General features: G+C 60.5%; 15 protein-coding genes. 1 reads left to right on the forward strand and 14 read right to left on the reverse strand.

Annotated features, from left to right (window positions below; genetic code table 11):
• Positions 1–56 precede the first annotated feature (56 nt).
• Positions 57–677, reverse strand: coding sequence for a 2OG-Fe(II) oxygenase family protein (locus ACTRWG_RS14595; protein ID WP_462829494.1), 621 nt, complete (start codon positions 675–677; stop codon positions 57–59).
• 202 nt (positions 678–879) lie between these two features.
• Here ACTRWG_RS14595 and ACTRWG_RS14600 point away from each other — a divergent pair, with 202 nt between their 5' ends.
• Positions 880–3,042 carry a methyl-accepting chemotaxis protein gene (locus ACTRWG_RS14600; protein ID WP_027235540.1) on the forward strand — a complete coding sequence of 721 codons (2,163 nt, stop codon included), beginning with the start codon at positions 880–882 and terminating at the stop codon, positions 3,040–3,042.
• A 230-nt stretch (positions 3,043–3,272) separates the two neighbouring features.
• Here ACTRWG_RS14600 and ACTRWG_RS14605 read toward each other — a convergent pair whose 3' ends face one another.
• From ACTRWG_RS14605 to ACTRWG_RS14665, 13 genes are all read right to left on the reverse strand, one after another.
• Entirely contained in the window at positions 3,273–4,112 is an 840-nt protein-coding gene (locus ACTRWG_RS14605) for a DUF2189 domain-containing protein (RefSeq protein WP_027235541.1), read from the reverse strand.
• 239 nt (positions 4,113–4,351) lie between these two features.
• The gene (gene rplP / locus ACTRWG_RS14610; protein WP_027235542.1) at positions 4,352–4,765 is read right to left on the reverse strand and encodes a 50S ribosomal protein L16; all 414 of its coding nucleotides are present in this window, start codon (positions 4,763–4,765) and stop codon (positions 4,352–4,354) included.
• A gap of 12 nt (positions 4,766–4,777) precedes the next feature.
• Positions 4,778–5,488 carry a 30S ribosomal protein S3 gene (gene rpsC, locus ACTRWG_RS14615; RefSeq protein ID WP_027235543.1) on the reverse strand — a complete coding sequence of 237 codons (711 nt, stop codon included), beginning with the start codon at positions 5,486–5,488 and terminating at the stop codon, positions 4,778–4,780.
• On the reverse strand, positions 5,488–5,868 hold the full coding sequence (rplV, locus tag ACTRWG_RS14620) for a 50S ribosomal protein L22 (protein ID WP_008557868.1): 381 nt from the start codon (positions 5,866–5,868) through the stop codon (positions 5,488–5,490). The genes rpsC and rplV overlap by 1 nt, the downstream gene beginning before the upstream one ends.
• Positions 5,869–5,871: 3 nt before the next feature.
• Positions 5,872–6,150, reverse strand: a complete 279-nt coding sequence (gene rpsS, locus ACTRWG_RS14625) for a 30S ribosomal protein S19 (protein ID WP_024088539.1) — start codon at positions 6,148–6,150, stop codon at positions 5,872–5,874.
• 3 nt (positions 6,151–6,153) lie between these two features.
• A complete protein-coding gene (rplB, locus tag ACTRWG_RS14630; protein ID WP_019297986.1) occupies positions 6,154–6,996 on the reverse strand; it encodes a 50S ribosomal protein L2 in 843 nt (280 codons plus the stop codon).
• A 231-nt stretch (positions 6,997–7,227) separates the two neighbouring features.
• A complete protein-coding gene (locus ACTRWG_RS14635; protein WP_462829495.1) occupies positions 7,228–8,097 on the reverse strand; it encodes a restriction endonuclease in 870 nt (289 codons plus the stop codon).
• 915 nt (positions 8,098–9,012) lie between these two features.
• On the reverse strand, positions 9,013–9,309 hold the full coding sequence (locus ACTRWG_RS14640; protein ID WP_027235547.1) for a 50S ribosomal protein L23: 297 nt from the start codon (positions 9,307–9,309) through the stop codon (positions 9,013–9,015).
• Positions 9,306–9,923, reverse strand: coding sequence for a 50S ribosomal protein L4 (gene rplD, locus ACTRWG_RS14645; RefSeq protein WP_008553333.1), 618 nt, complete (start codon positions 9,921–9,923; stop codon positions 9,306–9,308). The genes ACTRWG_RS14640 and rplD overlap by 4 nt, the downstream gene beginning before the upstream one ends.
• Positions 9,920–10,624 (reverse strand): 50S ribosomal protein L3, encoded by a 705-nt coding sequence (rplC, locus tag ACTRWG_RS14650; RefSeq protein WP_027235548.1) that lies wholly within the window; start codon positions 10,622–10,624, stop codon positions 9,920–9,922. The genes rplD and rplC overlap by 4 nt, the downstream gene beginning before the upstream one ends.
• Positions 10,625–10,642: 18 nt before the next feature.
• Positions 10,643–10,957, reverse strand: a complete 315-nt coding sequence (rpsJ, locus tag ACTRWG_RS14655) for a 30S ribosomal protein S10 (RefSeq protein ID WP_027235549.1) — start codon at positions 10,955–10,957, stop codon at positions 10,643–10,645.
• Between the two features lie 278 nt (positions 10,958–11,235).
• The gene (locus ACTRWG_RS14660) at positions 11,236–11,409 is read right to left on the reverse strand and encodes a hypothetical protein (RefSeq protein WP_462829497.1); all 174 of its coding nucleotides are present in this window, start codon (positions 11,407–11,409) and stop codon (positions 11,236–11,238) included.
• A gap of 268 nt (positions 11,410–11,677) precedes the next feature.
• Positions 11,678–11,842, reverse strand: a 165-nt coding sequence (locus ACTRWG_RS14665) for an EF-Tu C-terminal domain-related protein (RefSeq protein WP_462829499.1), incomplete at its 5' end; no start/stop codon positions are given.

Genomic DNA, 11,842 nt, shown 5'->3' on the forward strand with positions numbered 1-11,842 from the left:
GGGGTTCCAGTCGGTTTGTGTCAGACAAACGCCCTTAGCGGGCGCGGCGCGCGGGCTCACTCCCACTTGTAATTGAAGCTGACCGAGATCCGCTCGTCCTCGGCCATGTTCATAGGCACTTCGTGGCGCAGCCAGCTTTCCCACAGCAGCACATCGCCAACGTCCGGCTTCATGTAGATGAACGGCTGCAGCTCGCGCCGTGCGTCCTTGGTGCGGGTTGGCGCCGCCATCATCCGGGCAGAGCGCGGATCCTCCAGCTTGAGCGCGGAGGCACCGTCCGGCATCGACACATAGGTGGTGCCGGAAATCACCGAATGCGGATGCAGGTGGCTGGAGTGGGTGCCGCCCTCGGGCAGGATGTTGATCCACAGGTCCTCCAGCTTCAGCTTGCGCCCGTCCAGATCAAACTCCAGATCCTTGGCAAAAGCCGCGACATGGCTGTCCAGCGATTTCACCAGATCGGCAAAGATCGGGAACCGCCATGGCAGATCGGTCAGGGAGGCATAGGAGGTATAGCCCGGGTAACCGTTCTCCTCGCACCAATCCTGCCCGGCATCATCATCGCCGGCGATGACAAGGCAGGAGTTTTCCAGTTCCTGCGCATCAACCTTGGGTCCGAATTCGGACAGCTGCGCGCGGTAGAGGCGGGTCACAAAGAGCGATTCAATCTGGGCCATGGCTGCGTCTTACCGCAGTCCGCAGCCAAGCGCGAGAGCCTGCGGCGGGGCGGCAACCGGTTTCGCCCCTGGCGTGCAGCGCCGCCAGCATGTTGGAATAGTTCAATTTACCCTCGGTAAGCTCACGCTGATTTAACGAATGCTGTCCATTTTGGACCAAAACAACACCAACTAGATGTCTCAGTGAAATGGTCCAGGTCACATGAAAGCAAAACTCACCGTCAGCACGGCAATTCTTTCCATCATTGTTCTGGCCGGGGGTCTGATGGCCGCCCTGATCAGCCTTCTTCTGTATTCGCACGGCGTGCGCGACGACATGCAGCGGCGCGTTGCCGAAATCGAGGAGATCTACCTTGGCCTCGATAAAATCGAGCTTGAGTTCCTGATGGCCCGGCGCGCCGAAAAGGATTTCCTGCTGCGCCGCGATGACAAATACCTGTCCCGCCACGCCGCAACCATGACCCGGATACAGGCGACCTACGGCTCTCTCGTCCGCCGGATGCCGGAGGTGGCGGAACTGTCCGGCACAGGCCCGCAGCTCAAGGAAATCGGCGCCGCGATTGACGCCTATGAGGCAAGCTTTGCCGCCCTTGCCAGCAGCAACAAGCGGCTGGGCCTGGATGAAAACAGCGGCCTGGAGGGGCAGTTGCGCACGGCGGTCAAGAATGCCGAAGCCACCCTGAAATCCCTGGATCAGCCGGTCATGCAAGTGAAAATGCTGATGATGCGGCGGCATGAGAAGGACTTTATCATGCGTAAGGCGCCGAAATACCTGGACCGGCTGAACGCACGGGTGGAGGAGTTCCGCGCTTTCCCGGACAGCTTTTACGGCAGCACCGCCCGGCAGAAGGAGATCCTGGGACTGATGGAGGCCTACCAGAAGTCCTTTGCCGCCTATGTGGAAGAGTCGCTGAAGGAACAGCAGCTACGCAAGCAGGTGTCCGGCCATTATGCCGGCGCCGAGCCGCTGCTGGCCGCGGTCCATGACGAGGTGCGCGCCCTGCTTGCGCAGGTCTGGGCCCAAGGCGAGGCAGTCAGCGCCGGGGCTCAGACCAACGCGCTTCGGGCGGGCATCGGCGGCTCTATCCTGTTCGTGGCGGTGGCCCTGCTTCTGGCCCGCAGCATTGCCCGGCCGCTTAAGCAGACCGACACCGTGCTGAAAAAGATGATGCAGAACGACTTCAGCCCGGCCATCCCGAAAACCGGAATCCGCGAGACTGCCGCAATTGCCAGTGCGGTCGGCGCGTTCCGCGAGGCGGAGGCCGCCAAGCAGCAGCTGACCAGGGAAGTCACCGAAGTCATCGCGGCCTGCGGAGAGGGCGATTTCTCGCGCCGCATCGCAACCGGCGGCGATGACAGCCGGGACAGCGGCCTGGGCCAGGGCGTGAACACAATCGGCGAAGTGGCCGAGAAGGGCCTGGGCGATGTGCTGAAGGTGCTGGACGCAATCGCCGAGGGCGATCTGACACAGCGGATGCCCGCAGGGCAAAAGGGCGTATTCAAGGATATCGCCGGGGCCATCGACAACCTGGCCGGCAGTCTTGAAACAGTGGTCCAGCAACTGGCAGGCAGCGGAAAAATGCTGAACGACACCTCGCAGGAGATCGCCGCGGCGGTCGCCGATGCCTCGCAGCGCGGCGAATCCTCCGCCGCGGCGCTGGAGCAAACCGCAGCGGCGCTGCAAACGGTCCGCGACACGGTCCACGACACCGCCGCCAGCGCCCAGGACGCCCGGCAGTTCGTCAACGACGCCCAGACCAAGGCGGAAGCCACCCGCGAGGTCGCGGAAAAAACCGTCTCTGCCATGCAGCGGATCAAGGACTCCTCGGACGCGATCTCCAAAATCACCGGCCTGATCGACGATGTGGCATTCCAGACCAACCTGCTGGCGCTGAACGCCGGGGTGGAGGCCGCGCGCGCGGGCGAAGCCGGGCGCGGATTTGCGGTTGTCGCCTCAGAAGTGCGGGCGCTGGCGCAGCGCTCTTCCGAGGCGGCCAATGAGATCAGCACGCTGATCAACAGCAGCCAGAGCGAAGTCACTGGCGGCGTGGAGCTGGTCGATGAGGCCGGCGAGGCGCTGGCCGCAATCCATCAGACGGTCACCCAGGCCGCGGAAAAGGTGAACGAAATCGCCGAAAACGCAACCGAACAGGCGAACGGCATTTCCGAGGTGAATGTGGCGATTGAGGCGCTGGACAAGGATTCCCAGCGCAGCGCCGCCATGCTGGAGGAAACCGCAGCAGCCGGCCAGATGCTGCGCGACGAGGCGGGCAACCTGACCAGGGCGATCTCCGGCTTCCGGCTGGAGCCCGCGGCGGCTGCGCCTGCGGCCCCGGTGCAGGCTACCGTCGCGCAAGCGGCATAGGGGCCCGCGCAAGGGGCTGGCAGGCAATCCCGGGGCGGAGCTGACCACGGCCTCGGCCGCAGTCCGCAAACAGACCGGGTTGCCTCCCCGTCCGGCCCCATAACGGCTCGCCCCGTGCCGCCGGTGATTTCGTTGCCGCCATTGCTCAATCCGCTACGCCCGCGGGCTTGCCCCGCAACCGCCTGAGGATTGCGCGTCGCTTCCCTGCGGACGAAGAACGCACGCAGGTGTCAAGGTGATGGCTGGACAGATCCCCCCTGCACCGGCGGCACGGCCCGCTGATAAAGATGCCATGTGGTGTGGCCAAGGACCGGCAAGGTGAAGATCAGGCCCAGAAACGCCGGAACCAGCGACACCAGCATAGCCGCCGAGATGATCGCCGCCCAGGCGAGCATGACCACCGGGCTTTCCGAGACAACGCGAAGGGACGTCAGCATCGCGGACACGAAATTGGTTTCCCGGTCCATCAGCATCGGCATGGCGATGACGGTCAACGAGAACAGAACAACCGACAAAAAGGCGCCTACACAGGTGCCAATTGCAAGGAAGGTCCAGCCCTGCGGCGTGAAGAATACGGTGCTCAGAAAACCGTCAAAATCCGAGAAGGACGCATCCTTGAGGATGATCGCCAGCCAAAGCCGGATCTGGTAAATCCACACCCAGAAAATGAACAGGGTGACAAAAGCCATCCAGCCCAGTTCGCGCTTACGCTGATCGGCCACCACGGTGAGGATATCGGACCAGCCGAAGCGCTCTCCCTTTTGCAGCCGGCGGGACATTTCATACAGCCCGGCGGCGGCGAATGGCGCGACCAGCGGAAAGCCCACAGCGGCGGGAATGATCATCCAGATCGCGCCGAGCCAGACCAGGCACCAGACAAACAGGATCCCGAAAACCGCATAGAACAGGCCGAAGAATCCGCTCATGAAAGGGTGCGCGCGGAAGTCGGACACCCCGGCCTTCAGCGACGCGGCGATATCGCCCGCGGTCACCTTATTGACCTCAGGCACAAACTGCGGCGGCGGTTTCAGTTTGTCCGGCGGTGTGGACCCTGCGGTCTTGGATGTCATGACACACTCCTCCCAAAGCATGGCACCGCGCTGGCCCGCTTGCCAATCGGCCCGCGGTGAAACAGACATCCCTCCCCGCCAGCAAGTGTGCATCAGGCGAGGCTCAACGGCAAGTGGGGAGTGGAGCAGCCAAACCCGCGCGGCAGGCTTGGCCGCCCCTTGGCTGATACAGCTGACTCAACAGAAAAACCCCCGCCGGTCTCCCGGCGGGGGCTTTCATTTCATGGCAGTCGTGAAACTTACCAGTCTTCGCGGACCACGACGCGGGTCTTGACCGGCAGCTTCATCGCCGCCAGGCGCAGGGCCTCGCGGGCGACTTCATCGCTGACGCCGTCGATCTCAAACATCACGCGGCCAGGCTTAACCTTGGCTGCCCAGTAGTCCACGGAACCTTTACCTTTACCCATACGGACTTCGGTCGGCTTCGAGGTCACCGGAGTGTCCGGGAAGATACGGATCCAAACACGGCCCTGACGCTTCATGTGGCGGGTCATGGCACGGCGGGCAGCCTCGATCTGGCGTGCAGTCACACGCTCAGGGGTGGTTGCCTTCAGGCCATAGGTGCCGAAGTTCAGGTCGGAGCCGCCTTTTGCCAGGCCGTGGATCCGGCCCTTATGCATCTTGCGGAATTTAGTGCGCTTTGGCTGAAGCATCTCAAATCCTCCTTAGCGACGGCCGCCACCGGCACCACGGGGTGCAGGGCCGTCCTGGATTTCTTGTGCTTTACGGTCACGCGCCGAAGGATCGTGCTCCATGATCTCGCCTTTGAAGATCCAGACCTTGATCCCGATGATCCCGTAGGGGGTCATCGCTTCGGAGTGTGCGTAATCGATGTCGGCACGCAGGGTGTGCAGCGGCACGCGGCCTTCACGGTACCATTCGGTACGCGCGATTTCCGCACCGCCCAGACGGCCAGCGACGTTCACCCGGATACCCAGGGCGCCCATGCGCATGGCGTTCTGCACGGCCCGTTTCATGGCACGGCGGAAGGACACACGGCGCTCCAGCTGCTGGGCGATGGACTCGCCAACCAGCTGAGCATCCAGTTCCGGCTTGCGCACTTCAACGATGTTGAGGTGCAGCTCGGAGTCGGTCATCTTGGCAATTTTCTTGCGCAGGACTTCGATGTCCGCGCCTTTCTTGCCGATGATGACGCCCGGACGGGCGGTGTGAATGGTCACGCGGCATTTCTTGTGCGGGCGTTCGATGATCACGCGCGCAATGCCAGCCTGCTTGCACTCTTCCTTGATGAACTCGCGGATTTTGATGTCCTCGAGCAGCAGATCACCATAGTCTTTGGTGTCGGCGTACCAGCGGCTGTCCCAGGTGCGGTTCACCTGCAGGCGCATGCCGATCGGATTGACTTTCTGACCCATTAGGCTTGCTCCTCAACTTGACGCACCTTGATGGTGATCTCCGCGAACGGCTTCAGGATTTTGCCGAACCGGCCACGAGCCCGCGGACGGCCGCGCTTCATGGTCAGGTTCTTGCCAACCCATGCCTCGGCGACGATCAGTTCATCGACGTCCAGGTTGTGGTTGTTCTCAGCGTTCGCAATCGCGGACTGAAGGCATTTCTTCACGTCCTGCGCAATCCGCTTGTTGGAGAAAGTCAGGTCGGTCAGCGCCTTCTCGACTTTCTTGCCGCGGATCATCTGAGCCACCAGGTTCAGTTTCTGCGGGGAGGTACGGAGCATGCGCAGTTTTGCCATTGCTTCGTTGTCTGCCACGCGGCGGGGGTTCTTTTCCTTGCCCATGACTTACTTCCGCTTCGCTTTTTTGTCTGCGGCATGGCCATAATAGGTGCGGGTCGGCGAGTACTCACCGAACTTCTGACCGATCATGTCTTCCGAGACGTTGACTGGGATGTGCTTTTTGCCGTTGTAGACACCAAAGGTCAGGCCGACGAACTGCGGCAAGATGGTGGAACGGCGCGACCAGATCTTGATCACTTCATTGCGGCCCGATTCACGCGCTGCTTCGGCCTTTTTCAGGACGTAAGCATCAACGAAGGGGCCTTTCCATACGGAACGTGCCATGGATTAGCGGCCTTTCTTCTTGGCGTGGCGCGAGCGGACGATGAGCTTCTGCGACGCCTTGTTTTTGTTGCGGGTCCGTTTGCCCTTGGTCGGTTTGCCCCAGGGGGTCACCGGGTGGCGGCCACCGGAGGTCCGGCCTTCACCACCGCCGTGGGGGTGGTCGATCGGGTTCATGACGACACCACGCACGGAGGGACGCTTGCCCTTGTGGCGCATACGGCCGGCTTTACCGAAGTTCTGGTTCGAGTTGTCCGGGTTCGACACGGCACCGACGGTGGCCATGCATTCCTGACGCACCAGGCGCAGTTCGCCCGAGGACAGGCGGATCTGAGCGTAACCGCCGTCACGGCCAACGAACTGAGCGTAAGTACCGGCTGCACGGGCGATCTGGCCGCCTTTGCCGGGCTTCATTTCGATGTTGTGAACGATGGTACCGATCGGCATGCCCGAGAACGGCATTGCGTTGCCCGGCTTGATGTCTGCCTTGGCAGACGCGACGACCTTGTCGCCGACAGCCAGACGCTGCGGCGCCAGGATGTAGGCTTGCTCGCCGTCTTCGTATTTGATCAGCGCGATGAATGCGGTCCGGTTCGGGTCGTATTCGATCCGCTCAACGGTGGCCGCTACATCAAATTTGTTCCGTTTGAAGTCAACGATCCGGTAGAGGCGCTTTGCGCCGCCGCCACGGCGGCGTGCAGTGATCCGTCCGGTGTTGTTCCGGCCGCCCGATTTGGTCAGACCCTCAGTGAGAGATTTGACCGGACGCCCTTTCCAAAGCTCCGAACGGTCGATCAGAACCAGCCCACGCTGGCCCGGCGTCGTCGGCTTATACGACTTGAGTGCCATGCTTTCTGTCTTCCGTTTAGCGTGCAGGCCCTTAGGTTCTTGTCTTTGGACCCGCTATGTTTAAGGCCCCCGTAGGTGCCTGAGTTATAGGGCCCCGAAGGTCCCCAGGTTCGAACATCCTGACAAACGTAACGACCCCGGAACGAATCCGGGGTCTGCAGGATTGGTGCGACTTAGCAGAGGTGTTTGGGGGAGTCTAGGGGCGGAAAGGGATTTCAGCGCAAACCAAAACTAAGAGACTGCAGGCGCACCAAACATCTTCTCATATAGGTGAGGAATGTCGTGATGTGAAAGCAGCTTCACTCCAGTAACTTCTGCCAAATCCTTCGCACTTGCTGTATAGCTAGCATTGGAGAGAACTCCAGCTTCATGCGCATCATAGTACACTTTTCCGGAGTGAGCTTCTTGCACTGCTTTGTTGCCTACGGCGCTACTATAGAGCTTACATTGAAGACCAATCTTTTTACCGTTCTTTATGGCAATTACATCAATGCCTTGATCACCTGATCCAGCGGTCACCTCAGCCTCCCAGCCGAATCCGATCAAGGCTTCGGCAACCCACTTTTCAAAAGAGTGACCATCAAAAGGCAGATTGCCAGAATCAAACCCGACTTCAGCGTCCTCATTCCGGCGAAAGTTCAACTGCTCAAAAACAAGGTCAGACGCCTCACTCTCGTCAATGATACTAAGATCAAGATCAATACTTGCGAAGAATTCGGCTAAGGCTTGCGCAGTTGTGTCCGCTACCAGCGCCCCATAGTCGTTCTTCTTGAGTGCCCGTTCCAAGTTTCTGGTTAGGGGAGAGCGGTGGCGATCAATCGCATCTATCAGTCTTTGCCGCTCCAAGAAACGGCGTCTTAAGTGGTCTTTTTGATCTTTTGCTTCAGCCGCTTTCCTGCCCGCAGCAGCCACCTTCCTATGCTTATACCAAAACCAAAACCCGGAAACCGCTGGGCTGAAAAAGAACAGAAGCATCCCAAGCACGCCCATAAGCGTCATAGAACTTCCATCTACTGCCACTGCGTCTATCAGCCCCAATCCGAGTCCGACGGCCGCCACACCGGAAGTGATAAGAAGGTACTTCAAAACTAACTTCAGCATTTGTCTTAATAGCCTTGAGAGAAATCTGCAGTGCTCGAATGCACGATACGAGCCTATATAGCTTCAACTTTCCCACGGAGATTTGCAACCTTTAGGGGTGCTCTTCAGTGCAACTCAAATCCAGTCAGAAGATGCGGCGTCAAACTTAATTCCTCAATTGAAAGACCGCGCTAGCGCCGTCCCGAGGGAGGGCGCGCTCTCAACGTGGCGCTTGGCAGTTTTATCCCAGCCAAGCCCGTACGACCTCGCCGACACGCAGAATACCAGCCAAAGCGCCGCCCCATGGGGGCGGGACGGCGCTGGCGCGGCGGCCTGCGGCCTTGATTCCGCGCCCGTGACAACCTGAAAGCGACTTGCTAAACCAGCCGGCGCGCTACACACCATAAAGGATACACAATGACAAAAGTGTTTTTGCGAATCGCTGCAGTTGCCGGCATTTGCCTGGTCTCTGCTTGCGGCTCCACTGCGATCCCTTCGCAAGAAGCCCTGGATCACTGCCGCGCAGAAACTGGCCTCAAGACAAAGCTCATCGTTGACACTTCCCCGTCCGGAGAAAGGTCATTGCGGACTGACCCGCCGGGCACTCAGTTGTCCGCACAAGAAGCAATCGCCCTCAAGTCCTGCACGGACAAGTTCTGACTGCTGCAACTAGTAACTCATATGAAGGCATGAGTTTCTTTCAAAAATTTTGCGCAGGCCCCCGCTTATGCAGGGGCCTGAAGACTTTCCAGGAAACAATCGGAAGCCACCTGTTGCGCACCCACCGCACGCAGGGCTCCCCTGACCTTAACCACTAGCGGCTATACCTCGGAGCAAAGCTTCCGCAAGGACCCCGCCATGCCCCAAGCCCCCTGCCCCAACGCAAAAGGCCCCCGCTTGCGCGAGGGCCTCTCAATCTTGTCAAAGACACAAATCTCAGAGTCCGGTGGACACGTCGATGGTGTTGCCTTCTTCCAGGGTAACATAGGCTTTTTTCACGTCCTTGCGGCGGCCGATCTGACCGCGGAAACGCTTCACCTTACCCTTGGTGACGGTGGTGTTGACCGCTTTCACCTTCACACCAAAGAGAGCCTCGACAGCTTCCTTGATCTGCGGCTTGTTGGAGTCGATTGCCACCTCGAACACCACTGCGCCGTTCTCGGACGCCATGGTGGATTTCTCGGTGATGATCGGCTTGCGGATCACGTCGTAGTGTTCTGCCTTCACGCTCATTTCAGACGAGCCTCCAGTGCTTCGACACCCGCCTTGGTGATCACCAGGGTGTCACGCTTCAGGATGTCATAGACGTTGGCACCGATGGTCGGCAGGATGTCCAGACCTTCGATGTTGCGCGACGCTTGCAGGAAGCCTTCGTTGACCGATGCGCCGTCGATGATCAGCGCGCGCTTCCAGCCCAGGTTTTTCACCTGCTTGGCCAGAGCTGCGGTCTTGCCTTCGGCAGCAGCGTCCTCGATGATGACCAGCTCGCCCGCTTTGGCTTTGGCGGACAGCGCGTGGCGCAGGCCCAGCTTGCGGAACTTCTTGGTCAGCTCGTGGCCGTGCGACCGGACAACGGGGCCCTTGTAGATGCCGCCCTTGCGGAAGATCGGCGCGTTGCGGTCACCGTGGCGTGCGCCGCCGGTGCCCTTCTGGCGGTAGATCTTCTTGGTCGAGTAGGAGGTCTCGGAGCGGGTCTTCACCTTGTGGGTGCCCTGCTGCGCATTGTTGCGCTGCCAGCGGACCACACGGTGCAGGATGTCCGCACGCGGCTCCAGGCCGAACAGGTCTTCGGACAGCTCGATGTCGCCAGCCTTGCCGCCGTCGAGTTTGATCACGTCAAGTTTCATGCTTCACCACCTTCCGCGGAAGCTTCCGCAGTTTTCAGAGCGGCCGGGAAAGGCAGACCCTCGGGGGCTTTCTTCTTCACGGCATCCTTGACGGTAACCCAGCCGGATTTCGGGCCCGGAACGGCGCCCTTGATGAAGACCAGGCCGCGCTCGGCGTCGGTTTTCACCACTTCCAGGTTCTGGGTGGTCACGCGGGCTGCGCCCATGTGGCCGGCCATTTTCTTGCCTTTGAAGACCTTGCCCGGGTCCTGACACTGACCGGTCGAACCGTGCGAACGGTGCGAGATCGACACACCGTGCGAGGCGCGCAGGCCGCCGAAGTTGTGCCGCTTCATGGCACCGGCGAAACCTTTACCGATCGAGGTGCCGGTCACGTCCACTTTCTGGCCTGCCAGGAAGTGTTCGGCCGAGATTTCGGCGCCGACTTCGATCAGGCCGTCCGCGGGAACGCGGAATTCGACCAGCTTGCGCTTGGGTTCAACCTTGGCCGCTGCGAAGACACCGCGCATGGCTTGCGAAGTACGCTTTGCCTTGGCGGAGCCTGCACCCAGCTGAACGGCGGTGTAGCCGTCTTTTTCCTCGGTGCGCTGCGCAACAACCTGCAGGCCGTCCAGCGACAGAACGGTCACAGGAATCTGCTTGCCGTCTTCCATGAACAGCCGGGTCATGCCGACTTTCTTTGCGATAATACCGGAACGCATATCTAATACCCTCCGATCTTACGACTGCAGCTTGATTTCGACGTCAACGCCGGCGGCCAGGTCGAGCTTCATCAGCGCGTCCACGGTCTGCGGAGTCGGGTCGACGATGTCGAGAAGACGCTTGTGGGTGCGGATCTCGAACTGGTCGCGGGATTTCTTGTCGATGTGAGGGCCACGCAGAACGGTGAACTTCTCAATCTTGTTCGGCAGCGGGATCGGGCCGCGCACTTGGGCGCCGGTCCGCTTGGCAGTGTTGACGATTTCCTGGGTGCTGGAATCCAGCACGCGGTAGTCAAATGCCTTCAGCCGGATACGGATGTTTTGGCTTTGCATCGTATAGCCTTATTCTAGGCGTTGAGGTTGAGAGGAGGGCCTGCGCTCACCGCAATCCCTCATCGAACCCAAAAGGCGGGAATCATCCCGCCCCTATTCGCATCAGCGAACTTGCGCCCTATACGCCCTGCGGCCCCATGTGGCAAGGGGTTTCGCGGCGAAACGGTTGCGTTTGGGGAGAGCGGTGCGTTTGGGGTTTGTTTGGGATTTCTGAGAAAGGGTTAAAGCGCGCAAATTGCCCGGCAGGCCAGCCCCAAAGGCGCAGCGCCACGGGCAGCCTAGCCGCACTTGCCGTTGAAGGCGGCATTGCCCTTGGCATCCCGTTCGATTTCCAGGTCCACCACTTTCAGGCCGCCGTCGCACAGGACGCCAAAGGCGTTGCTGCGAAGCTCCTGATCCGTCCAGCCAGAGCCCGCTTTGCCGGAGAAGGCGCCGCCCGGCGGATGGTCCAATACTACCTGATTGGCTCCCGGAGCGCTGCTGCAAGCAGACAACGCAGACGCAACAATTGCGGAAAATAGAATAGAGCGCATATGAAAAGCTCCTAAAACACGATGTGCCAAGCCCGTTTTGCCCAAAAGCAGAGCGGAGCAAATGCCTCCCCGCCATTCCCTTCAGCCCAAGGCGGGCGCAGCCGTTTTCCGGCGCGGTTTCCGGGTCCCCGCATGCAAAAAGGGCGCCCTTTGGGCGCCCTTTCCGTCGTGCAATCAGGAGGCCTGATTACTCGATGATTTTGGACACAACGCCGGCGCCGACGGTGCGGCCGCCTTCGCGGATGGCGAAGCGCAGGCCGTCTTCCATCGCGATCGGCGCGATCAGCTCAACTGCGAACTTCAGGTTGTCGCCCGGCATCACCATCTCGGTGCCTTCCGGCAGGGTCACGGT

This window comes from Leisingera sp. G5_S3_59_S7, from assembly GCF_054968485.1.